Source organism: Knoellia koreensis (assembly GCF_013041615.1).
Classification (GTDB): Bacteria; Actinomycetota; Actinomycetes; order Actinomycetales; family Dermatophilaceae; genus Pedococcus; species Pedococcus koreensis.
The window spans coordinates 292789-316622 of sequence record NZ_JABEPQ010000004.1 but is presented as its reverse complement, the minus strand read 5'-3'; the positions used below and the strand labels follow the sequence as shown (position 1 = coordinate 316622).

At 68.3% G+C, this 23834-nt stretch carries 14 protein-coding genes; 7 read left to right on the top strand and 7 right to left on the bottom strand.

The annotated features are described in order from the left end of the window. Window positions 1-469: 469 nt before the first annotated feature. Window positions 470-832 (top strand): hypothetical protein, encoded by a 363-nt coding sequence (locus HJG52_RS17220; RefSeq protein WP_171244846.1) that lies wholly within the window; start codon window positions 470-472, stop codon window positions 830-832. Next, window positions 829-2277, top strand: coding sequence for a hypothetical protein (locus tag HJG52_RS17215; protein WP_171244845.1), 1449 nt, complete (start codon window positions 829-831; stop codon window positions 2275-2277). Before HJG52_RS17220 ends, HJG52_RS17215 begins: the two co-directional genes overlap by 4 nt. Before the next feature lie 189 nt (window positions 2278-2466). Here HJG52_RS17215 and recD read toward each other — a convergent pair whose 3' ends face one another. The 7 genes from recD to HJG52_RS17185 all read right to left on the bottom strand — a co-directional run bounded on the left by recD (window position 2467) and on the right by HJG52_RS17185 (window position 16291). Further along, the gene (gene recD / locus HJG52_RS17210; RefSeq protein WP_171244844.1) at window positions 2467-4242 is read right to left on the bottom strand and encodes an exodeoxyribonuclease V subunit alpha; all 1776 of its coding nucleotides are present in this window, start codon (window positions 4240-4242) and stop codon (window positions 2467-2469) included. Continuing rightward, a complete protein-coding gene (locus HJG52_RS21025; RefSeq protein ID WP_240978128.1) occupies window positions 4239-5576 on the bottom strand; it encodes a PD-(D/E)XK nuclease family protein in 1338 nt (445 codons plus the stop codon). Before HJG52_RS21025 ends, recD begins: the two co-directional genes overlap by 4 nt. Next, on the bottom strand, window positions 5573-7573 hold the full coding sequence (locus HJG52_RS21020; RefSeq protein ID WP_240978126.1) for a UvrD-helicase domain-containing protein: 2001 nt from the start codon (window positions 7571-7573) through the stop codon (window positions 5573-5575). Before HJG52_RS21020 ends, HJG52_RS21025 begins: the two co-directional genes overlap by 4 nt. Beyond that, entirely contained in the window at window positions 7570-10944 is a 3375-nt protein-coding gene (recC, locus tag HJG52_RS17200) for an exodeoxyribonuclease V subunit gamma (protein WP_171244843.1), read from the bottom strand. Before recC ends, HJG52_RS21020 begins: the two co-directional genes overlap by 4 nt. 553 nt (window positions 10945-11497) lie before the next feature. Beyond that, the gene (locus HJG52_RS17195; protein ID WP_171244842.1) at window positions 11498-11764 is read right to left on the bottom strand and encodes a hypothetical protein; all 267 of its coding nucleotides are present in this window, start codon (window positions 11762-11764) and stop codon (window positions 11498-11500) included. Window positions 11765-12501: 737 nt separating this feature from the next. Then, window positions 12502-14223, bottom strand: coding sequence for a UvrD-helicase domain-containing protein (locus HJG52_RS17190; RefSeq protein ID WP_171244841.1), 1722 nt, complete (start codon window positions 14221-14223; stop codon window positions 12502-12504). Next, a complete protein-coding gene (locus tag HJG52_RS17185) occupies window positions 14216-16291 on the bottom strand; it encodes an AAA family ATPase (protein WP_171244840.1) in 2076 nt (691 codons plus the stop codon). The genes HJG52_RS17190 and HJG52_RS17185 overlap by 8 nt, the downstream gene beginning before the upstream one ends. Before the next feature lie 1238 nt (window positions 16292-17529). Here HJG52_RS17185 and HJG52_RS17180 point away from each other — a divergent pair. The 5 genes from HJG52_RS17180 to HJG52_RS17160 all read left to right on the top strand — a co-directional run bounded on the left by HJG52_RS17180 (window position 17530) and on the right by HJG52_RS17160 (window position 23795). After that, a complete protein-coding gene (locus HJG52_RS17180) occupies window positions 17530-18828 on the top strand; it encodes a hypothetical protein (protein ID WP_171244839.1) in 1299 nt (432 codons plus the stop codon). Window positions 18829-18945: 117 nt separating this feature from the next. Continuing rightward, window positions 18946-20136, top strand: coding sequence for an amidohydrolase (locus HJG52_RS17175; RefSeq protein WP_171244838.1), 1191 nt, complete (start codon window positions 18946-18948; stop codon window positions 20134-20136). Next, window positions 20129-21331: an iron-containing alcohol dehydrogenase gene (locus HJG52_RS17170; protein ID WP_171244837.1), complete on the top strand. Its 1203-nt coding sequence runs from the start codon at window positions 20129-20131 to the stop codon at window positions 21329-21331. The genes HJG52_RS17175 and HJG52_RS17170 overlap by 8 nt, the downstream gene beginning before the upstream one ends. Then, complete coding sequence (locus HJG52_RS17165; RefSeq protein ID WP_171244836.1) at window positions 21328-22836, top strand: sugar ABC transporter ATP-binding protein; 1509 nt, start codon at window positions 21328-21330, stop codon at window positions 22834-22836. Before HJG52_RS17170 ends, HJG52_RS17165 begins: the two co-directional genes overlap by 4 nt. After that, window positions 22833-23795, top strand: a complete 963-nt coding sequence (locus tag HJG52_RS17160) for an ABC transporter permease (protein WP_171244835.1) — start codon at window positions 22833-22835, stop codon at window positions 23793-23795. The genes HJG52_RS17165 and HJG52_RS17160 overlap by 4 nt, the downstream gene beginning before the upstream one ends. Window positions 23796-23834: the final 39 nt, after the last annotated feature.

Here is a 23834-nt window from a genome sequence, read left to right as displayed (position 1 = left end):
GCCGGGGATGGCACAGCTGCCTGAAGGTGGTTCGCCACCGCGCCGGCAGCAGGCAGTTCGCGCCGCTCACCCTCGATTGCGACGTGGGTCTTCCGGGCGCTCACCCGGCCCAGCGGCATACGACTCGACGCGAGCCAGCAGCTGCGGCGATCCCCACTCGGTCCGCGGAAGTCGAACGGTTCTGGGCCTGCTCCGGAACGCGGGGCCCAGCCTGACAGGGGGATGGAGAGCGGACCCCGCGCGGCAGCCCGTCGCGACAGGGGGACACGACGGGCTGCGGCATGCCCTCGCGAGCTGCTCCGCATCGCCTTGACGCCCGGTCTCTCGCCGGGATCGGCGGACGCCCGGACGTGGATGGATTGGCGAGGTGCTTCTGGTCTTGGCGGTGATCGCCCGCGCGGGTTGAGCGCCTTCGGTCGGTTGAGGCCTGCCGCATCTGGCAGGGCTCCCGACCCGTGAAGGAGCGACCATGCCCGAGACGACACCAACCACGCACGCCACGGATGGCGCGGCGATCCTGACCCGAGTGGCCGCCGAGTTGGAGGCGACCGCCCGGAAGCTGTGGGCGCGCGCGGAGGCGGAGGGGCCGCTGTGCGCGACCTACACGTTCGCGCAGGACCTCCACCTGACCGCCGACTACGCTGCCGGACTGATCCCGCCCGAAGCGGAGCACCAGCCGCAGGTCGAACCCGTCGCTGCGGCCGGGGATCTCCTGACCGTGGTGACCGAGGCCGAGTCGCTGCTGCGCTCGGTCCCGATCGAGGCGCTGCCTCCCGGGTCGTCGCAGCTAGTGGTGCGCCTCGCCGATCTGGCACGGCAGGCTCGCGGATGAGCCCCCGAGACGGGCGTAGCGTCGGGGAGCTGCTCCTGCAGGCCGACACGGCGAGCCGGGGGCTGCTCTTCGACGTCTCGGGCGACGACGCGCTCGCGATGCTGCGCACCTGGGGCGAGGTCGTTCAGAGCGCCTCCGAGCTCTGGCAGGCCCTGCTCGTGCGCCCCAGAGGTGCCACCGAAGACGGGCAGCTCATGGCCCAGCTGGAGGCTATCTCCCAGGGCATGCACCGCACCCGCCTCCGTCAGGGCTGGCCCGGTGACGGGGACCCGGACCAGCGCCTCCTGGGGATCGCGGAGGCCTTCGACGCGGCCCGTGACCTGGTGGCCGCGCACGCGAGCTCCCGGGCAGGAGTGCAGTCGCTCGAGCAGGCCCGCGACGTGCAGGCGGCCCGAACCCGGATCATGCACACGCTCTACGTGAGCGCGCACTCGGTGTCCGTCGCAGTCCGCGAGCACATCCGCGACCTGCAGCAGATGCCGCGAGTGGAGCAGCAGTCGACCCGTGCCACGCGCGGCATCCCGCGAGGGCAGGACGCGCTGGACCGCCTCACCGCGTTCGAAGAGCTCGCAGGCAGCTTCCTCGGCGGGCGCCTCGTCCGCGCTCTCGAGGGTGAACATCGGGAGGGGTATGCCGGGCTGGCTCGGCTCGGCGACGCCATCGCCCGGTGGGACCTGCAGGCCCGCCGGACGCTGGCCGCGGAGGCGACGCCGGCGAATCTGTCCGCGGTCGCGCGGACCCAGGCCACGATCAACCGGGCCGCCTTGATCCTGGTGCGCGCCGCAGCCCACACCGGTGTGGCGGATCCCGTGGTCTACGAGCAGGAGATCGCCCCGACGTTCGAGCAGGCCATCCGGGCGCAGAGCCACCTGGCCGGTCAGTGGGCATCGCTCACCAACCCCACGACACGCAGGGTCGACCCGAACCTCGGGTCGGTGGCCGAGCAGCTGCAGGCGGCCACGCGCGAGCTGATCCACGACAAGACGGCCCTGGCCGAACCGACCCTCATCGCGCAGCGCGCGGACCTTCGTGACCTGCCCCCGGTCATCAAGCGCGCGATCGTCGGCGGGTTCATCCTCTCCCGCGACATCCACGAGCTCACCGCCCACGGCACCTCGATCACCGCACCCGCTAAAGCCATGCTTGAGGTCGCCCGCAACGACACGCGCACTCTAGGGCCCGGCGACGACGACTCACTCGGTGACAGCCTGCACCCGAACGACCTGCAGCACAACCGGGTCCGTCCCCTCATTGAGCCCGTCCGGGACATTCTCGCGCGGGACATCAACGAAGCGTCAGGGCGACAAGCCGGCGCCTCGCACTCCGTCCTTCTCATGTGGAGCTCGCGTGAACTCCTCGCACACGCCCCCGCCGCGGGCCGCGCCCGCCCCAAGGACCCGGCTCCACCCGTGGCAGTGACAGCGCCCAGAGGCCTGCGCATCTGACGCGCAATCCCCATCGCGGCCATCGAGAGCCATCAATTCGCGTGTTGGCTCTCGATGGCGTGTTCCCCCGAACGTCTGCCTGTCCCTGGGCCGGTCGACTGGCGGCGAATAGACGCACTTTGATAGTCGGGATCGTCGTGTTGGCCGATGAAGGCAAAGTCGCTCGCGAGCAGCGGCAGTTCCGGACGTTCATGGCCCCGAACTGCACCGCTCCAGGAGCCGCTCCGTCAGCGCCGACGAGCGTTCGATTGGTGTCATGACCGCAACGCGGATCGCGTCCCGGCTCCCGATGATCGTCAGCCGCCGGCGGGCGCGGGTCGTCGCCGTGTACAGCAGTTCACGGGTCAAGAGCCGGGAGCCGATCGCGGGCGCGACGACGGTTACATCGTCGGCCTCGCTGCCCTGTGCCTTGTGGACCGTCATCGCGTGCATGGTCTCGACGTCGGCCAGACGCCAGGGGGAGAGGGTGCGGACGCCCTGGCCCGTCTGGATCGCGGCGAGCGGGCCCTGGGGGCCACGGACGAGGACTCCGGTGTCGCCGTTTGCCAAGCCCAGGCCGTGGTCGTTGCGAGTGATGATGATCGGGCGGCCCAGGTAGTACGGCTGGTAGGCGACCTCGGGCGCGTCCTCGGCGAGGGACTGCTCCACGAGCCGGTTCCATCGGCGGATTCCGTGCGGTCCCGACCGCCGGCCGCAGAGCAACCGCGCCCGGCCGAGGCGGACGATGGCGCCGTCTATGTCTCCTTCCAGAGCGAGCGCACGTAGGTGGCGGGCCTGGTCAGTGACTGTTGCCATGTGCCCGAGGGCGGGCTCGTCGGTCTCGGTGAAGCCGATTTCGGGATGGCCGGCTTCGAGAATGTCGAGTACCGCATCGGGGTCGCCCGATCGGATCGCTCCGGCGAGGTCCTGGATGGCAGGTACGGAGCGACGGTTCTCTGAGAGCTCGACGACGTCACCGCGCGGCCCGAGACCGCGGACGAGGTCGGCAAGGACTGTGCCGGCTTCGACCGAGGCGAGCTGGTCGGGGTCACCGACGAGGAGGAGACGCGTCGCGGGTGAGAGCGCGTCGAGCAGTCGAGCCATGAGGCCGAGGCCGACCATCGACGCCTCATCGACGATGACGACGTCGTGGGGCAGCGGGTTCCTCGCGTCGTGGCGAAAACGTGTGCCAGATCGTGGGATCGACCCGAGAAGCCGGTGGATTGTGGTCGCCGGGTCGAAGCTTCCATCGGCGAGCTCGGCCTCCAGCGTCTCGTTCATGCGGGCGGCGGCCTTGCCCGTTGGCGCGGCGAGAGCGACGCGAGGTGCTCGCCCGTCTTGAAAACGAAGGGCGCGCAGGATTGCGGCCACGGTCCATGTTTTGCCAGTGCCGGGGCCGCCTGTGAGGACGGTGGTCGGGCGCGCGGCCACAGCGCGTACGGCGGTGACCTGTGCGTCGTTGAGCCAGCCGGCCGAGATCGCGTCCTCGAGCACGGTGGCCTCGATGCTCTTGAGCTGGTCGGGTGAGCGTGAGTCGAGCCAGCCTGCGATGAGCCGTTCGTCGGCCCGGTACCGGTCGAGCTGGACGAGGTCGAACTCGATGTGAAGCACTCCGCGGGCGGCGAGGCGGCTGGCGGCGACGGCTTGGAGCCATGCCTGCGGTTCCGGCAGCTCGATGACGTCTGCCAGGGTTGCCGGCTCGGCGGCAGGGTCTGCGTCCTGCTGCCCGTTGTCGTCAGGGTCGTGTCCGGTCGGGTGTGGTGTGAGCCGGGCTACGCTGTCGAGGTGTAGCGCGCCGCTACCCTCGCGGGCGGCGCGGACGGCGAGTGCGAGTGCGAGGACCGCTGCGTCGTCTTCCTCGCCGACGAGCCGGGCGATCCGTGTGGCGACGAGGCAGTCACCGTCGTCGAGGACGCCTGCAGCGGTGAACTGGGCGAGCGGCCCGGTCTTCGAGTCGGTGCCTCTTGTGTTCGCGGGGGCGGTCATGGGTCGTCTCCGGAGGAGTTCGCGGTTGCGTGGGAGCCGTCGAGTAGCGCCGACAGCTCTTCGATGAGCGCGGCGGGTGGGCGCCACGCGAAGACCCCGTGCGGGCACCCGTCTACTCGTGGGGTCTCCGGCCCGGCCATGCCGCGCAGGTACAGGTAAAGCACGCCGCCGAGGTGCGTTTCCGGGTCGTAGCCGGGCAGCCGCCAGCGTAGGTAACGGTGGAGGACGACCGCGTAGAGGAGCGCCTGGAGCGGGTAGCTGGTGTGCGTCATCGCGGCTGCGAGCCGGTCCGGTGCATAGTCGTCGACGGTAGATTCGGACTCGGGGGGGCCCAGCCAGTTCGTCTTGTGGTCGACGACGAAGTAGCGTCCGCCGCGCCGGAAGAGCAGGTCGACGGACCCGGTGAGGTAGCCGCGGAGCACCTGGTTGCCGAAGTCGGGCGTCTCGAGCTTTTCCGCGTAGGGCAGGAGCGGGTCCTCGGCTGGGAGGTGGCGACACATAAGGGCGCCGAGCTCGCGCAGTAGGGAGCCCGTCCCGGGCAGGTCCCCACCCCCTAGCGGCAGCTCGAAGTCCATCTCGGCGAGCCGGTCGCTGGGGGCGAGATCACGCAGTGAGACGTCGTCGGCGATTGTCCCGAGCGGGGTCGCGCAGACCAACTCGAGGGCTGCGGCAAGCTCGTCGGTGTCGAGGTCGACCGGCCATCGGACGCGTTCGTCGCTGATGCGTTCGAGAAGCTCGGCGCGCAGGTCTTCGGCCTGCAGGTCGGCCGTCTCGAGAACGGCGTGGACGAGCGAGCCGAAGGTCGCACCTACGGGCAGGCCGGCCATCGGCGAGCGGATTCCGGTACCTGCGAGGTCGGCGACGACGACTTCCTGCTCGTCGCTGTTGCCGACCGTGTCGGATTCCGGTTCGGTGTCGCCGGAAGAGCGGACGCCGGCGGCGGGATTCGCCTCGCCAGCAGCTGCGAGTGCGCTGTAGGAGGTGCGTCGCCAGTTCCGGTCGATGGTGCGGGTGAAGTCTCGTGCGGTGAGGGCTTCGGCCTGCTCCTGGGGCGGGTGCGCCTGCACCAAGGGGATCTCGTCCGGGACAGCTGCGAGGCTGAAGGCGCCGGCGTCAGCCCACGCTGTGAGCATCGCCTCTGCCGCCGGGCCGCGCGGCTCCCTGTCCGCGCGGGCGAGCGCGGCCACTGGCCGCTGCGCTGGCGGAGCGGCCAGGTAGGAGGCCAGCGCGTCCAGGTTCGGTGCACGGCCGAACAGGAGCCGGTGCAGCCCACTGTCGGGGGTGTTCGCCGTGGCCGCCCACCAGAGGACGAGTTGGGACTGGGCGCGCGTCATCGCGACGTAGGCCAGGCGCAGGTCCTCGTCCTGGACCTCGAGGCGGGCCGCCGCCCGGGCGCCGCGGTCCTCGGAGAACGCGATGACCCGCTCGCCTCCTTGGTGGACGACGACCGGGTCCTCGACCCTGTGAAGTTGCTGAAGAGGAAGGGCGTGTAGACGATTGGATACTGCAGGCCTTTGCTCGCGTGAATCGTCGACAGGGTGACCGCGTGGGCGTCGGAGTCCAGACGAATGACACGGGTGCCCGACCCGCCATCCGACTCCTCGGTCGTTTGGCGCAGCAGCCAGGTCACGAGCGCGGTCAGGCTCGGGCGGCCGGCGCTCACCTGCTCTTGCAGAACCTGCGCGCAGTGTTCGATGTCGGTGAGGTCGCGCTCACCGCCGACGCGCCCGAGGATCCGGGCACTGAGCCCGTCGCTCCGCAGGACGTCGAGGACTCCCGGCAGCCCGCCGCGGTGGAACGCCGTCAGGAGCGCGCGGGCCCCTTCGACGGCTTGGTCGGTCGCGGCGTCCCCGAGCCCGTCGAGGTGCGGGACCGACCAGCCGATGAGGGGCGTCAGGCATGCGGCTCGGACGCGTTCGGGCCGGTGCGGCTGCTCGAGGGCGGTCAGCAGGACGAGCCACCACGTCGCGGCCTCACTGCGCAGGACGGACTCGTTCGTCACGAGGACCGACGGCACCCCGCGCTCGCGCAGGGCGGCGCGAACGGCTTGCAGGTCCATGTTCGTCTTGGCGAGCACAGCGACGTCGCGGGCAACGAGTGGACGCCCGTCGAACTCGGCACCTGAATCGAGCAGGGCGACGATGTCCGATGCCGCATCAGCGGCGATGAGGGGCCGAGCTTCCGGCATCACAATGCGGTCCTCGCCGCGAACGAATCGCAACCGGACCGGGCTGTTGTCCGGGGCACCGGTCAGGCGCCGCCCGGTCAGGGCCGCCCGGATCGGGTGGACCTCAATTTCCGGCGACAGCTCGGCGCCGCAGGTGAGCACCTGCAGGGCGTCGACGAGGGCGGGGTCGGAGCGCCGATTGGTCGGCAGGCTGCATGCGGTCGTCGCAGTCTGCGCGGCCGCGAGGTAGGTGTGGATGTCGCCGCCGCGGAAGCCGTAGATGGCCTGCTTCGGGTCACCGATGAGAACGAGGGTCTTGCCGGGCGTTGCGAACGCCCGGGAGAAGACGTCCCACTGGACCGGGTCAGTGTCCTGGAACTCGTCGACGAGCACGACGGACCACCGCTGCCGCATGCGAACCCGCGCGGGGCCGTCCTCGTCCTCGAGCGCGTCGGCGAGCTCGGCGAGAAGGTCGTCGTAGCCCAGGAAGGCCGCTCGACGTTTGCGCCGGGCGAACTCGACGCGCACGTCACGCATGAAGTCCTGCCGCGCCGCGACTAGTGGGGACGCGTCCTGTGGCCGGAGTGGCGCGCGGGCCTGGTCCAGCGCTATCCGGGCATCGGAGCTGCTCGTCGCGTAGTCGGGCGCATTGCCTCCGCGGGCGGCGCGGGCAAGGAAGAGGTCGTCGACGACATCACGGCGCAGCTCGGTCATGTCCTCAACGAGCGTCGCGTGCGGGTCGGAGTCGCCGGCGACGCCGAGGCCGCGAAGGACGAGGTGGCAGAACTGGTGGATGGTGGCGATCGTTGCCGAGTCGAAGTCGGCTAGTGCCGCCCGCAGGCGGCTGACGCGCGATACGACGTCGACATCGGGGCCGCGACGCAGATGCCGGACGAGCTCGTCGTCATCCCGGCGTGGCGGGGCTTCGAGCCGTTCGACGGTCCCCTCAAGGTGCTGCCGGACCCGTTCGCGCAGCTCTTGGCTCGCCAGCCGGGAGAAGGTGACGACAAGCAGCTGCTCCAGCGGGACAGCCTCGTCGGCGACGTATCGGGTCACGAGCGCAGCGAGGGTCCATGTCTTGCCCGTTCCAGCGCTCGCCTCGACGAGCGTCGTCCCGTTCGGTAGCGGTCCGCAGATGTCGAATGGCCGAAGTGCTGCGCTCATGAGCGGCCCCTTGCTTGCAGGAGCGGACCCCAAACACGCGGCGCCCAGAAGCTGAGTGTGCCCAAGTGATTCAGACGCTCGAGCGGGGCTTCAGGCCCCAGGACGACGGCCCACCAGCGGTCGTCGCGTTCGGGGAAGCGTCCTGCCCACTCGGAGTTGGCGGCCCGAAACGCCGACTGCTGAATAGCCGGGCTGTCTCCGCGAACTGCCTGCACCGCGAAGGCTCGGGCCGTCTTCGGCGGTAGCCCAAGGGGGTAGCGCATACCTCGCGTGCGAACGTCCACGAGCCCTTCGAGCAGGGTGGTGGCCTGCTCGGCCAGGGGAGCAGTGAGCTGCGTCTTACCTCGCTTGCCGGTGAGCTCAGCAACCCAGTGGATCTGGGGTTCGGCGACGGCGAGCGCGAGCAGGCGCACCCAGGCAACGATCTCGTGCTTGGCGGAGATGGTCGAGTAGGTCGTCAGGGTGAGTCGATGGTCCTCGACGCCGCTCACGACACCGGTGACGCGGAGGCCGGAGGGCAGGTCGATCCGAACCTCGACGGAGCGCCGAGCCCCGGTGTCGACGCCGCGCGCGATGGCAGCGACCGTGCCAGCGATCTCCTGCCGGAGCCTCCCGCCGAGCGCGACCGGTGGTAGAGTCCCGGCCAGCTGCTCGCGCTCTAGGGCAGTTGTGGGGTCGCCGCCGTCGAGGACCGCTCGCAGGACTCGGTCACCGATCTGCCACGTCTCCAGCCCGTCGAGGCCGATCGGGATGTGGTCTGTCGGTTCGTCGTCCTCGCGCGGGACGGCGATGCCGAGCCGTTGGCGGCAGAACTCTCTGGCGGGGTTCTCGTAGAACCGGGTCAGCTCGTCGAGGGTGAGCGCGCTGACTGGCTGGACGGGGAGGGGCTCAGAGACCATGAGCGGCCGGGTCGTGTCCCCGCTGCGCCGGTGCGCGCCCAACGCGACTGCCCCTTCGAGGGCGGCCCGGTCGAAGGAGCCGCCAGGGATCGGGGGCTGGGGTCCGAAGTTGCGTGCGTCGAAGGCTTGGAGGGGATGAGCGCGGACGACCCCGTTGGCGTCGGCCGACGTCGCGGGTGCCTGGCCGGTCCGGTTGGCTGCGGAGATGAGCTCTTGGAGCGGGACGGCCGGGGGCCGCCGTGCCCCCGTGTGCTCGTCGTGCCCGGCGTAGAGGGCCACGAAGTGGTCGGAGGCTGACATGAGCGCGTCGAGGAGCAGCTGCCGGTCCTCGCTGCGGGGGTCGCGCTGACCGACCAGGGCCCGACGGGCCAGAACGTCGTCGCCGTCGACGACCGGCGAGCGGGGGAACGCGCCGTCGTCGAGGCCGAGGATGGCGACGACCCGGTGCGGGATGGTTCGCATCGGAACCATCGTGCAGACCGTCATCGCGCCAGTGCGGAAGTTGGCCCGGGTCGGCCGGGCTCCCCAACGCTGCCCGAGCAGGACCACGATGTCGTTGATGCGTAGCGGCAGACCCTCGCCTCCCGCGGCTATCGTCGCGAGCTCGGACAGGAACTGCGCGCGCTGCCAGCGGTCTTCCCGTGCGACCTCACCCAGGGAGGTGACCGTCTCCCGGAGCCAGTCGGTCCACTCGCCAGCGCTGAGCCGGCCGAGCGTGCCCTCCTGTAGGGAAGGCTGGCGGACGTGTTCGGCAGCGGCACGTACCAGGTCCAAGAGCTCGAGGAAGCGCCCGACGCGGCCGATGTCGTTGCTGCCTATGTCGTCGACGGGGGCGTTCGCGGCGGCGTCCGCGTCTGAGTCGGCAGCCACGGCGACGCCGAGCGCGAGCCGGTCCAACGCGTTCGCCCACGTGTTGTCCGCGAGGTCGCGCAGGCCGTACTCGCCCCGGTGGGCGGCATCAAGGCCCCAGCGGGCGCCGGACTCGGCGACCCAGTGGCCGAGCGTTGCCAGGTCGTCCTCGTCGAACCCGAAGCGGCGGGCGACCGCCTCGTGCGCTGCGAGACCCAGCACCTCTGATGCGGTGACCCGTCCGGCGACGAGGCCGACGACGATCTGGGCGAGCTCGACGAGCGGGTTCGTCGCGGCGAGTTCCCGGTCGGCAAGCTGGACACGCAGGCCGTGGCCGGGGTGGCGCGCGGTGCCCGCAGGGGCCGAGAGGGTGCTTCCGAATGCCGCGCGCACGAGCGGCGCGAACTGCTCTACGTCCGGGCACAGGACCAGGACGTCGCGCGGCTCGAGGGTCGGGTCGTCCTGGAAAAGTTGGGTCAGCACTTCGCGCAGGACCTCGACCTGGTGGGAGAGCCCGTGGCAGGAGTGGACCTGCACTGACAGGTCGCCGGCAGCGAGTGGGCGGGCCGGGTCGGGGGCGCGGTTGGCGCGGATGTCTGCCTGAAGGAGGGCAAGGCGTGTCGAGGGGTTGTCCGCGCTGTTGGGGGATAGCAAAACGTCCGCCACTGTCGTGCCGGCCGCCAACAGGCCTTGCTCGAGCTCGCGGATATCGCGGCCGAGGGTCGCCAGAAGTGGGTGCTGTGCGTAGGTTGCACTGTCGTCGTTGGCGCGCGCTCTGCGGCCGGGCAAGGTGTGAGCGTCCGCGATGTGCTCTGCCACGGATTCCCACAGGGCAGGGGAGGGATGGGGCAGCCAGAGGTGGACCTCGCGGGAGACGCCGAGCGCGGCGAGCAGCTCGATCTCGGACGCCGGAAGCTGCGTGTGCCCGAATAGGCTGATGCGTCCGGGTACGGGGAACTGCACACTGCCATTGCGCAGTTCGTTGACAACTCGGGCGTGACGCGCCGATGGCGACTCGGTGGCTCCGGTCCGGCGGGCGGCTTGGGCTAGGACACGCCGCCATAGCTCCGGCTGCCAGGCCAGGTCGGGGTCGATCGTCCCCCCGCACCCATCACCCGCGCCGCCGTCCTCCCAGTCGGCTAGCATGCTCGGGCGCTGCCACGCGTACGCGGAGAAAAGCCCAGCAAGACGTCGTGCCACGGCATACCGCCGCGTTTGCCGAGCCTGGCGGAGCCACTCGAGCTGGGGATCGCCCGCCCGGGGACCACCGCCGAGATGCCGAGTCAACGCGTCGAACCCATGCGCGCCCATGCATTCATCGACCGCGGCGAGCGTCGGCCATACGAGACGGTCCGCAATCCACGGGTCATCGCGATCGCGTCCGAGAAGCATGCTCACCAGTGACGCGGGGGTGCGAAGGTCGAGTCCCGCGCACACCCCGTCGTCCCCGCCGCCAGCGCCAAGGACGTGCGAGAGCCGCTGGATCAGCCAGCGCTGGACGCCTTGCGCCGGAACGACGACCCACTCAGGGTCGAAGACGTCGCCGGGGTTCTCGCGCAGCATCGCGGCGAGCCCATCGGCGAGGGCCTCCGGGCGGTCGCGGCGGTGGACGACGATCGGCACACCGCAAATCTAGGGGGCGGCACAGACAAATACCGAAGATGCGGTCTGCCCCGACCGTGTCAGTGTGGCAAAGGCCGCTCCGCGGCCACGCCATCGAAACGGATTCCTGCGGGCGACGCCAAGCCTTCACAGCGAGGGGAAGCGAATCCGTTCGGATCCTATGCCAGTCTGCGGACCCGGATGGCGCGGCTCATGCCCTCCACCAGCATCTTGCCGTTCGACACCGTCGCCTTGGGTCGGTAAGCGTACCGATACTCGTAGTGATACTCATCCTGACGCCATACAGATCCGTCTGTGAGCTGGACGATGGTGTCGCCGTCCCATCCAGACCATGAGCCATCAACGTGCTGCGTCATCTCTGTCCTATCGTCGCCATCTTCGCGAATGTAGGCAATGTAGCCGCGGGCGCCGACACCGGAGGACTGATCTCAGGCGGGTTCAGAAACTCGTCTTTGAGTTCGCAGTCGGGTGATCTGGGCCGCTCAAGCGGCGGATTGACGTCCCTCCCACTTCGGTTGCAGTCCAGTTCTTCGTCTGGTGACTTTGGCAGAGTTCAGTTAGGGCCGTAAGGTTCGTCGGCCTCGGCGCCCGACACAGTCTTGGCGGCCGTAGGTCCCTTGTCGCTGCGATGGCCGGCGATCTTGATGGTCTCGGCCACGAGTTCAGTCGCCTGAGACATCGATACCGGGGCGTCGACTCTGCGGAGGACTTCATCCACGACGTGTTGAGTGAGCCGTCGGTTATCGCGACTGTTCCGGTGTTGCAGGACGAGGCCGAGCACCTTGGGACAGGTATACATGCGCGCGGTCGCGAGGTCCACGAGAAACAGCGGCTGAGCGTTCAAGGCATCTCCGCGAGCACGACCCCCTCGAAGCGCCCCCAGAGGCCGTGTGGTCTTGTCGTTGTAGATGTCGAGTTAGCGATCCATTCTGCGGTTCAGGAACAAGCGGATTGTCGGTATTCAGGGTGGTGGTCGCTTACACCAACACCTGAGTTCTGCGCTCTGAGCTGAGCTCTGCCAGCAACTCAAGAGGGCGGGAGCGGAGGTTGCAGAGAAAGCCGCGATGGTTGGCGGCGCCCTGTGCGTCAGGATCGTGTGAGACAGGTCGGTGATTTCCTTCCCTCTGCACGGGGCGAGTTTGGTTGAGCATGATGACGATGACGATGGCGGACCTGCGCTCGCCGATGATGCGCGTCAGGAGGCTGTCGACGATGTCGTCGACGAGGGCGCGCTTGTTGAGGATGATCTGGCCGCCGCGCCCAAAGGCGGGTGTCCGCGGCCGCAGACGACTCGAGCCTGACCGACGCGGGACCTAAGGGCGATGGCCGACCAAGCCGGTGGCGCCTCACTGCCTAGACCTTCTCACAGTCGCGCCAGCCCCGACGGCTGGTCACCCGACACCAGGCTGGCCGGCACGGAGGCAGGGTCAACGTCCGCCAGCGAGTCCCACCGTCGACCTAGCGTTCGCGGGACAGCAGCGTGAGCAGGTATCGGCGGGCAGCGAGGCGCGTGGGCGTGGGATCTCCCCTCAGAGCCCGATCAGATCGCCATGATCGTCACGGGACTTCCGTCGGAACTCCGTCGGCTTCCAGCCGCGCCTTCACAGCGTCAAAGGTCGACTCATGGGCTGCAACGATCAACAGCCGCTCGGCACGCGACGCCCCGACGTACAGCACGCGTCGTTCCTCCCCACTCAGCCCCCCACACCACTGCTGCACACCGTCACCCTCGGCTCGGCTCTCGGGGATGACCAAGGCCACTGCTGGCGACTGTCGCCCTTTGAGGCCGTGGATCGTTGAATGTGCAAACGAGGTAGCACCTTCCGGTTGAACCGCGGGCGGGCTTGGCCAGGTATCGCCCGGCGGGGATCTGAGAGGCTGCGACGTCCACCGCAGTTGCGCATGAGAGTCCGTGAGTGCTGCCAAAGCGGCCCGGAACTCGGACGGCTTCATCTCAAATGGCCGGGGTAGAGCCGCGGCGAGTCGGAGGCATCCCTCTCGGAAGGTACGTTCGGAGAGTCCGCACGCATCGAGGTAGTCAGGATGGTCCAGCTCGACAACTTCGGAGACACCGAGCTCCCGAATGGTTCGCTCGAGCGACCTCATGGCTGCGACCCGTTCTGCTCCGGACCGATGGGGATCGCTGATCAGGTGGTGGGCTCGCGCCAAGACAATGAGCTTGCTCGTGGAGTCTGATCCGCTACCAGGCGCACCGGCTGCGACCCGTGCGTGATCAGCACTGTGAGCGAGCACGATGAGGTCTTTCCGGGAGATGTCATGCGCTTCGATGACGCTGGCGATCAACTGGGGAAGGCTCTGGCGGCGGTTGTACGACAGCAAGACCACAGGGGATTTGACCTCGGCATGGCGGCCGATGGGATCGTCCCGTTCGGATCCCGTACGCAGGCTATCGACGGCGGCACAAATGGCCGGCGACGAGCGAAAGTTCCCGTTGAGACGCTCCCCTTCCGCGAGCTTGCTCACGAAGGTGGTGATGTCGGCCGGCGCATCGGATCTGAACCCGTAGATCGACTGGTCAGGGTCACCGACGGCAATGATCGTCACGCCGAACTCGTGTAGGAAGTCGAGAACGAGGATGTCGTCCGCACTGCAGTCCTGGACCTCGTCGACGATGACTTCCACGAACCTGTCCGAGAGCAAAGCTCCCAGCTTCTCTCGGCGCTTGGGGTCGGTGAGGTAGGACCGCATCGCGACTCTGGCAGCCGAGGCACTCAGCGTTCCACGTTCGACGAACCGGTTCCAGATCCTCATCGCCTCCCCCTCGAGCCTTGCCAGGTCCGGTGACGGGAGACTGGCGGCCGCCCTGCGGCGTTCGATCGGCACTCGTTCTGGGCTGAGGTGCGCGGCGCCATCGCGGACGGCGAACCAGTCGAGGCTGGCGCTCAACTGAACTCCGCTCACCTTGACCAAGCTGTGGGGGACCGCGGACCATGACTCGTGAAACCGGGGAGCGAAGCCCCGGCGCGCAAGGAAGGTGGGACCGACCAAGAAGCGGTTGATGAAGCCGTCGATGGTTCCGACGAAGTTCGGCGCCTCCTTAAGCGCGGGCTCGGTCGTACAGCGAGCCCGGGCTTCGTCTATGGCGGCGTTCGTAAACGAGATCAATCCGATGCCCTTGCGTGGGTGTGTGAGGGGCCGATCGATGAATCGCTGGACGATGGCTTGGGTCTTGCCAGCCCCAGGGCAGGCTTCTACGTACGTCGCTGTCTCCGCCCGGATCAACGCCAACTGCGCGTCGGTGAAAGTGACGTCAGGCATTCGCGGAGGGTGTCGTGATGAAGGTGATGGCTTGCTCAAGGTATTCCGGGCAAGTGAATGGGTCGCCTGCCGCGATGAGTTGCGCGACGTCATGCGCAAACTCGCCCTTGCTGATCAGGCGCTTGTTCGCGCGGAGTTTCTCGTAGAACGCCTGCGGCGGGTCATCGGCGGCGGCGATCGCCTTCCACACCTTTATTGATCGGGGCTTCTGGCGCACATATGCCTGTCCGAGGAGAGTCCGGTTGTCCTCACCTGGCTGCAGCAGGTCTGCCTCGAGCGTGTGGGGAGCCTCGGCGATGTGAACGATATCCGCCGCGTCCAGATCCTCGACGAGCGCCTGGAGGTCCGCTGCCCGGTTGTACGCGGTCTCCTCGTCCTCGACCGCTTCTTCGTTGCCGTACTCGTCGCCGTCCGCGCCCTCGTCGCTCGGGAACTGTCCAGACGGCTCGTGGCCCGGGGTCGCCGCCGGCTCCTCGGTTCGTTCGCGATTTGTATCGGGTTGTTGGTCGCTCCCGCGGCGATCGTCGTCGTCCGCCCCGTTCTCCTGCTGGAACTGGTCGGAGACTTCAGGTGCCGAAGTCTGCGTCTCGGGCAGCGCCGGATCGGCGTCGGTGACGACGCACAGCGAATCGACGAGTCGGTGCCCATCGACTGCCGAGAGGAGGACCTTCATGTAGGGCTTGAAATCCACCGAACCAACGGTGATGAGGGAGACGCCGGCGAACGCACGCCTTGCGGCGATCTCATTGTCTGAGGTGCCGGCGAAGACGCACTTGCGTGCCAGGACCGGAAGCAAGACCGCTTCGGCAATGCCTTCGACAAGGACGGCTCGTCGTGCAAAGAGGAGCTCGGAGCGGCTGGCGTCGAGGTACTGGTTAACCTTGCGCTGCTCGTCGGTGGTCAGAGGCAATACGGCAAGTGGGATGACGGCCGTGGAACCCGCGGCACCGGTACCTGTGTCGACGGAGCGAGGACGCAACACGACAATGTCTTCGATTCCCACAGCGCTAGCCAAGTTAGGCGAGTGAGTAGTGGCGATCACCTGAATTCGGCCGGCTGGTGCGAGGGCGTCACCACTCGCGGATTGCGCGGCCTGGTCGACGAGAAACTGAAGAAGAACCGACTGCAGCTGCGGATGGAGATGAGCCTCCGGCTCCTCGACCAGGAACAAGGTGAGTTCGGACTCTTTGGACTTCTGGAGCTCGAGTATGACGGTCGCCATGAACAGCAAGTTGGCGTAGCCCAGACCGGACTCGCTGAGGTTCGCAGCGCTGAGCCCAGCCTCCGCCATCTTCAGGCGCAGATTCCTAGCGAGACGTACGAGCTCGGGCGGGTCGTACGCGGCATCCATGGACTGCTCGCGCCCAGGAGCAGTCAGCCCGGTCAAATGGCTCTGGATCGCTGCCTGTACGCCCCTCACCACCGGGTGGCCGGCCAGCTCGTTCATGGAGGCGGTGGCCGTGCTGACGAAGTCGTCCTGCTCCTCCGGGGTCGCTAGGTACTGGATGATGCGAGCGAGTCTCGTCCCTGAGTAGGAGTCGAGTTCACGTTGCGCGTCACGTAGGGGTGTGAGGTAAACGTGGTTGATGTGATCGCGCTTCTCGGGCTCAGGATCGGGCGCGGCCGTCGCGCCAACTAGATAGTCGACGCGCCCGCGAGAGATGCTGTCCGTAGGTGGCCGGTAAATCGTGCAATGGACGGCTTCGTTGGTGTCGAGCTCGAGCGCGCCGATGAAGTGCGCGCGCTGAAAGGCGGTCAGCCCGGCAAATCTGGCGGTCACCGTCACAGGTCCGACGTGTCCACGTGTCACGTCGTCGACGTCGAAGTAGCGCGTGCGTCGCCCATTCAGCGGCGCCGTTGAGAGTCGAAGCGCCTCAATCACATTCGACTTGCCCGAGTTATTCTCGCCAACCAATAACGTCACACCGGGCGAGAGCGGGACCCTCACGTCCGCGCAGGATCGGAACCCGCGGATGGTGAGTTCCTTCAGGTACATCGTGGAGACACCCATGCTCGGGCCGTCCGCATCTGTCGCATTGGGACGGTTCTCTGCCACTGCTGAGCCCACCGCTCACACCTCTCCACTCGACGGGCTGCACCGAGGCCGTCTCAGTTTCCTAGGACCAGCAAAAGACTTCCCCATCCGGGTGTCGTCGACGAGGAGGCGCGCGGTCACCGCGTCAGGGACATCACCGGCCTCCTGATCCCCACGCTCGTGACCTCCTCGGAACTCGGCAGCCACTGAGTGATGGTTTGGGTACATGACACCCGATGACAGGGACTGAAGAGCGCTGCCTGTTCGGATGAGGTCGCCCCGACCATGGCTTCTCTTGGTCCCGGCTCCACGCACGGACCCCATGACGCATGCGTCCAACTGGGCGGTACGACGCCGTGCTCACCTTCGCCTTCCACTTTGGGACACGTGCCAGAGGTTTCGGTCGACGCACACTGTGCGCCAGCGCGTTCCGCCGTGCCGCAGACAACAGACATGAAGGTGGGAATCCCCCCCAAAGAGCCGACCTCGCGTCGATTCCAGCCCACGCCGTCGAGCCCGCCCTCGTAGGGAGAGCAGGCTGTCCGCTGACCCTCGGCAGGTGTGCGCACGCCCGCACCGAGGGCGACCCACGCCGGTTCGTGGGCCTGGAGGTCAATCACCGGGGCCGTCATCGTTTTGGTGTCGCGGCTGAGGGCCTGTCCAGCGCCGCGTAACTCGTCGCGGCTACCCAGCGGCACCACCCCAGTTGTCCCCGACGGCGGCTTGCTGGAGCGTCCGCATGAGGACGCCTCCGCGGGCCAGAGCCAGCTTGAGCGCGAACCGACCCACAGCGGGGGAGGACCCCTCAGGCCCGTCTCCGCAGTCCAAGAGAACTTCGCGGGCGGATCGTCCAGACAAGATTGGGAGTCTGCTTGGCCAAGTGTGCCCCGCAGGGGCCGTTGGAGGTCGGGAGCGAACGCGCGTCACGATCACCAAAGGGCGACGAGACTCGCCTACACGGTCACCGCGACGACATCAATATCGTGTCGATCACTCCGCGTCCGCTGCCCTCCCGTGAACGGTGGGTCGGCGCCGAGCTGAGTGAGCGTGCGCCGCTTGCCCGATCCCCCTTTGGCGTGGCCCGCCGAGTCCCCACGCCTCTTCAGGTCTGGCACGAGGTCACCCAGCAGCTGTGGCCTGCGAGCCGAAACTCTTCGGTTTGGTCCACGAGTGGGATCTGCTCCGGCGCGATAAGGGCCGCTTGCATGAGCCTGGCTGCAGGAGCGTGCATAATTTCGGACGTAATTGACGTTCGAGGGGATGTGTCGCTCATGATCGGTGTGGTGGGGTCGGCGGACTCGACGGCGCGTCTGCAGCAGGTCGCGGCCGACCTGTCCATGTCGGGGCAGATCTTGGTGCGCTCTTATGACGTCCTCGAGCAGGCGGCGGATCTCGCGGCAGAGCTCGATGCGGTCTGCAACGTGCTTCTCTTCACGGGCCTTGTGCCCTACGAACTGACGCGGGAACGACGTCCTGGACTTCACAGCCGGGCGCAGTACGTGCCTCACGGCGGGATTGACCTGTACCGAACCTTGGCGCTCCTGCTCTCGGAGCGCCAAGGGACGCTGCCACGGTTGAGTCTCGACACGATCCCGGAGGATCTTGCCCGGGAAGGCTTCGAAGACCTCGGCTTCGACCCGCCGGAGCATGTGCTGTCGATCCAGTCCCCGGGAACGCGCTCGACGCGTTCGACCGCAGACGTCATGGAGTTCCATGAGCAGCTCTACCGAAGGGGGGAGGTGGAGCTCTGCCTCACCTGCCTCGGCTCGGTCGCTCGGGAGCTCGAGTCCCGCGGCATACCGGTTGTGCGCGTCCAGCACACGAGGTCCGCGCTGCGCGACAGTCTGCTCACGGCTGCCCTCACGGACCGCGTGGTCCGCGGCGAGGACGCGCAGACCGCGGTCGCCGCCCTCACCGCAGATTCGGCGGCCCGCGGCAACAAGCGCAAGCTGCGTTCCGCCGCGACAGCCCTGGCCGCCGCTGTCCATGGGACGGCAGCAGAGGCTGAGGACGGCACCCAACTGATCCACACGACTCGAGGCTCGGTTGAGCGACTGTTGGCTCGCAGCCGCTGGCAGTGGTGGCGGCTGGGCGGCGAACTCTCCGCCCCGGTGGGCACCCGCTTCGGTTTCGGCGTCGGAGCCACGGTCGCCGACGCGGAGTCGAACGCCCGACGGTCCCTCCAGCTCGCTGGGATCGGTGAGGACATCCACCTCGTCCTGGCGGACGGAACGATCGTGAACGCCTCGACGTCCTCGGGTTCGCGCGGGCGGCTCGCGCGTCTGCGGCACACCGACGATCGGGTGCTCACTCATGCCAGACAGGTGGGTTTGACTGCGGTGACGCTGGCCCGGTTGGCGGCGGCCCTTCGGAATCTCGACGTCACCGGGTTCACAGCGAGGGAGCTCGCGGACGTCTACGGCGTCGAGACTCGCTCGGCGCGGCGGCTTCTCACCACGCTGATCGAGTCCGGCGTCGCCAGCGAGGCCGGACAGCAAGGTGGCCCAGGGGCCGGTCGCCCTCAGACCGTCTACCGCATCGACGTGGAGAAGCTGATCCCCCCGGCATGAGTCCGGGACCCTGTTCAGCGGGCGAGAAGCCGCGCCGAAACCCTTGACAGCGTCGGGTCTCGGGGGGATCGTCGGGACACAGAGTTTCAGCCCTATTTAGGACGTAAGGCGGCAAGTGTGTCCGAGTCCCTCTCCGAGCAAGCCTTCTGGGACCTCGTCGAGCTCCGGCGAGACCTCCATCGCCACCCCGAGCTGCGCTTCCAGGAGTTCCGCACGGCCGGGCTCGTCGCCGCTCGGCTTGGTGCGGCAGGGCTCGAGGTGACCGAAGGCGTGGCTGGAACCGGCGTGGTCGCGACGCTGGGTGCGGGACATCCGCACGTCCTGATCCGGGCGGACATGGATGCCCTGCCGACGTCGGACCTGAAGGACGTGGAGTACCGCTCGCAGACCGACGGGGTCTGTCACGCCTGCGGCCACGACGTCCACGTCGCCGTGGTCCTGGGAGTCGCCGAGCAGCTCGCAAAGACCCCCGATCTCCCCGGCCGGGTCACCGTCGTCTTCCAGCCGGCCGAGGAGATCCCGTTCGGCGAGGAGAGCGGCGGACGCGCCGTCGTCGACACCGGGGTGCTCGCCGACGTCGACCTCGTCCTGGGACTGCACTGCTGGCCCTGGCTGCCGGCCGGCACGGTTGGCGTCGATGAGCGCGTCGCAATGGCCTCGAAGAGCGCGTTCAAGATCTCCGTCCACGGCCTCGGCGCCCACGCCGCTGCGCCAGATCAGGGCAGGGACGCGATCGTCGCGGCGAGCCACATCGTGACCAGCCTCCACCAGCTCCAGTCGCGAGAGACACGGCCCGGACAGCGCGCCACGATCAACGTCGGCACGATCATCGGCGGACGTTCGCAGAGCATCGTGCCACCGACTGCCGAGCTCACCGGCACGATCCGCAGCGCCGAGCCGGAGCTCGGAGCCACCCTGCGCTCGGCGGTCGAGCGTGTGGTGGCCGGCGTGAGCACCGTGTCGGATGTCGAGGCCACGGTCGACTGGAAGAACGACATGCCTCCCGTCATCAACGACGGGCGCCTCGTCCGGCGAGCCCTTGACGTTCTCGCGCAGACACCCTCGATCGAGCCCCTCCTCGTGAACGACCCCCCGATGACTGCTGACGACTTCGCCCTCTACGCCGAGCAACGCCCCGGGCTCTACATCAAGCTCGGTGTCGCCTCCCCGGACGGCACGGTCGGGGCCCGCCCCCTGCACGACAGCCGCTTCGACGTCGATGAGCGTGCGATCGCTGTCGGAGTCGCCGCCTTGGCCGCGCTGACCACAGACCTGCTGGAAAACCCTCTGGAGGCGACCCATGACTGAGTCCCAGTCCATCCGCACCTTCCGCTACCTGCCGATGGACGTGGTCCACCACGGCCAGGGCGCCATCGCCCGCATCAGCGATGCGATGCAGGAGATCGGCACGAGCCGCGCGTTCGTCGTCACCAGCCCCAGCGTGACCAAGTCGACCGACGCGCTCGAGCGTCTCTCAAACCATCTTGGTGACCAGCTGGTTCAGGTCTTCGACGGGGTCCGTCCGCACGTCCCGTACTCCTGCCTCCAGCCTGGCCTGGACGCGCTGCGTGCCTCCGGCGCCGACGTCGTCGTCAGCGTCGGCGGGGGCAGCTCTGTCGACGCCGCCCGCGCACTCGCCCTGTCCCTCGGCGAGGGGATCGAGAACGTCGCCGAGCTCGAACGATTCCGCGCCGAGTTCGTCCCGCCGAACACCACGACGATCCCTTCGACGAGCGGGCGGGCACTGCCCCACATTGCCATCCCGACGACGCTGTCCGCGGCCGAGTTCGCCAACGCCGGAGCTGTCACGAGCGAGGAGCGCCGGTCGAAGGATCTGCTCATCGCCGACGAGCTCACGCCTCGGGCGGTGATCCTCGACCCCGAACTGGCGGTGCAGACACCGGCCTCCCTCTGGTTCTCGACGGGCATGCGGGCACTGGACCACGCCATCGAGTCGGTGTACTCACCCAAGGGTGGACCCGTCATCGACGTCCTCAGCCTCGACGCCATCCGCCGGATGGCCGCCGCGCTCCGCCTGGCCCAGGCCCACCCGACCTCCGTCGAGGCTCGCGAGCAGGGACAGGTCGCAGCATGGATGTCCTACTTCGGCGAGATGAACCTCACCCTCGGACTTTCCCACGCGATCGGCCACCAACTCGGCGCCCGGTTCGGCATGCAGCACGGGGTGACGTCGTGCATCGTCCTGCCCCAAGTGATGCGGTTCCTCGCGCCGGTCGTCGAGGAGCGGCTGGCCTTGGTGGCGGGTGCTCTGGGCGTGGATGCCGCCGCGGTGTCCGCTGCTGGTCCCGCTGAGGCCGCCGCCGGCGCCGTGGAGCAGCTCGTGAGCGAACTCGGCCTGCCCAGCCGTCTGCACCAGGTGGGCGTCTCGCGTGACGACTTCCCCTCCTTGGCGCAGGCCGTGCTCGGTGACCTCGTCGTGGCCGGCAGCCCACGTCCGGTCAACCACGCGCAGGTCGTCGAGATTCTGGAGGCCGCGGCATGAGCGTGGCGCCCGCGATCGAGGTGCGCGGGGTCTCGAAGACCTATCCCGGGGTGCGGGCCCTGCGAAGCGTGGACCTGGCCCTGCGTCCCGGTGAGGTCCACGTCCTGCTCGGGGAAAACGGCGCCGGGAAGTCGACGCTCGTCAAGATCATGTCCGGTGCGGTGCAACCGGACGAGGGTCAGATCTCGATCGACGGGCAGGAGAGCGCGCTCGCCACGCCCCACGACGCGCAGGTGGCCGGCATCAGCACGGTCTACCAGGAGTTGTCCCTGGTCCCTGACCTCACCATCGCCCAGAACATCTTCCTCGGGAGGGAGACCGTCGCTGGCCCCGCGAAGCTGCTTCGTCGGAACCAGATGGAGCGGCAGGCACGCGAGAAGCTGCAGCTGCTCGGAGTCGATGTCGACCCGACCACGCCCGTGCGTGAACTGAGCATCGCCATGCGTCAGGTCGTGGAGATCATCCGCGCGCTCGCGCGGGACGCCAAGGTGCTCATCCTCGATGAACCGACGTCCTCTCTGTCCCAGCAGGAGACCCAGGAGCTCTTCGCGCGGATCGACCAGATCCGGGCCGATGGCGTCGCCATCTGTTACATCTCGCACCGTCTCGAGGAGATCGAACGCATCGGGGATCGAGTCACCGTCATGCGTGACGGTCAAGTCGTCGCCAGCGACCTGCCCGCCACCACCCCCCTTGCTGAGCTCGTCCGGCTCATGGTCGGGCGCAGCATCGAGAGCGAGTTCCCACCCCGTTCCGTGGAACTCGGTGACCCCCTGCTCGAGGTGGAGCACCTCACCGTGCCCGGCAGCGTCACCGACGTGTCGTTGACGGTCCGAGCCGGTGAGGTCCTGGGCATCTTCGGTCTGGTCGGGGCTGGCCGGACCGAGCTGCTCCGAGCCATCTTCGGCCTGGAGAAGGCATCAAGCGGCACGACCGCGGTAGATGGACACCAGGTCCAGATCCGGAGCCCCCGTCAGGCCATCCGCCACGGCCTTGCCCTCGTTCCCGAGGAACGGCACGCGCAGGGTCTGGTCCTGGGAATGAGCGTGCGAGAGAACATCTGCCTGTCCACTCTCGACGAGTGCAGCCGCCTCGGGGCACTGTCCAAGGATCGCACCGCCCAGATGGCCGATGCGCAGATCGAGCGCCTGCGCGTCAAAGTGCCCGACCGCGACGTGCGGGTCGCGGCTCTCTCCGGGGGAAACCAGCAGAAGGTCGTCATCGCGCGAGCGTTGGCTGCCGGGTCACGCATCCTGCTCCTCGACGAGCCCACCCGCGGCGTGGACGTGGGAGCGAAGGTCGAGATCTACGAACTGATCAACAAGCTCGCCAGCGAAGGAAAGGCCGTCGTCGTCGTGTCTTCTGAACTTCCCGAGATCCTGGGTCTGTCGGACCGGATCGTGGTCATGCGCCAGGGCCGCGTGTCCGTGGTGCACGACCGCGAGGCTGCCGACCAGGAGACGCTGCTTCAAGCGGCGCTTCCCGTGGGGGAGGGAGCGGCATGAGCACAGCCACCACGACAAAGGGGTTCCGCAGCGTCGACTGGGAGGTCGTCGGACTGCCCGCAGTCCTCATTCTGCTCGTCGTGTTCTTCGCGTTGCGCGCCCCTCACTTCGCAGAGGTGAGCAACATGTCGAACGTCGCCAGGCAGGGCGCGGTCCTTGCTCTCATAGGGATCGCGCAGACGGTCGTCATCCTCTCGGCCGGCATCGACCTGTCGGTCGGCTCGGTCATCGCGCTGTCGAGCGTCTTCATGGCCACAGGCCTGCAACAGGGCAATGTCTGGCTGGGTGCAGCGCTGGCCCTCGGAGCGGGCGCACTGGTGGGCCTGGTCAACGGTCTGATCATCGGACTGACCCGGATCACACCCTTCATCGTCACTCTGGGCATGCTGTCCATCGTCAGCGGTCTCGCACTGACGATCACCAACGGCGACCCGATCTTCCAGCTGCCGGAGTCCAGCTTCTTCGAACTGGGCACCGGCTACGTCGGGCCCGTCCCCATCCCCGTCATCGTGGCCGCCATCGCGTTCGTCGTCGTCTGGCTCCTGCTCTACCGGACACGGTTCGGCACCCACGTCTACGCCATCGGCGGGAACGAACAGGCGGCCACCCTCGCTGGGATTGCGGTCGCGCGAACCAAGGTCCTCGTCTACATGCTCAGCGGCGTGTTCGCCGCCCTCGGCGGGATCATCCTCACGGCCCGCGTCCACTCCGGGCAGCCCCTGCTCGGTCAGGGACTCGAGCTGTCCTCCGTCGCCACCGTCGTCATCGGCGGCACCTCACTCTTCGGCGGGCGTGGCCGGCTGATCGGCACGCTCTTCGGAGTGGCCCTGGTCGGCATCGTCCAGAACGGGCTCGACCTGCTGGGCGTGTCCACCTTCATCCAGCGCATCGTCATCGGGGCGGCGACCATCATCGCGGTCCTCTTCACGGTGCTGCGCGAGGGAGGAGGCCGACGGTAACCCAGATCGCCTCCCACTCCCCGCCTCCCGAATTCGGAT

Bases quoted from the DNA above. Each gene is read 5' to 3' on its own strand.
- HJG52_RS17220 (WP_171244846.1), top strand. From the start codon at position 470: ATGCCCGAGACGACACCAACCACGCACGCCACGGATGGCGCGGCGATC.
- HJG52_RS17215 (WP_171244845.1), top strand. From the start codon at position 829: ATGAGCCCCCGAGACGGGCGTAGCGTCGGGGAGCTGCTCCTGCAGGCC.
- recD (WP_171244844.1), bottom strand. From the start codon at position 4,242: ATGACCGCCCCCGCGAACACAAGAGGCACCGACTCGAAGACCGGGCCG.
- HJG52_RS21025 (WP_240978128.1), bottom strand. From the start codon at position 5,576: ATGACGCGCGCCCAGTCCCAACTCGTCCTCTGGTGGGCGGCCACGGCG.
- HJG52_RS21020 (WP_240978126.1), bottom strand. From the start codon at position 7,573: ATGAGCGCAGCACTTCGGCCATTCGACATCTGCGGACCGCTACCGAAC.
- HJG52_RS17190 (WP_171244841.1), bottom strand. From the start codon at position 14,223: ATGCCTGACGTCACTTTCACCGACGCGCAGTTGGCGTTGATCCGGGCG.
- HJG52_RS17180 (WP_171244839.1), top strand. From the start codon at position 17,530: ATGATCGGTGTGGTGGGGTCGGCGGACTCGACGGCGCGTCTGCAGCAG.
- HJG52_RS17170 (WP_171244837.1), top strand. From the start codon at position 20,129: ATGACTGAGTCCCAGTCCATCCGCACCTTCCGCTACCTGCCGATGGAC.
- HJG52_RS17165 (WP_171244836.1), top strand. From the start codon at position 21,328: ATGAGCGTGGCGCCCGCGATCGAGGTGCGCGGGGTCTCGAAGACCTAT.
- HJG52_RS17160 (WP_171244835.1), top strand. From the start codon at position 22,833: ATGAGCACAGCCACCACGACAAAGGGGTTCCGCAGCGTCGACTGGGAG.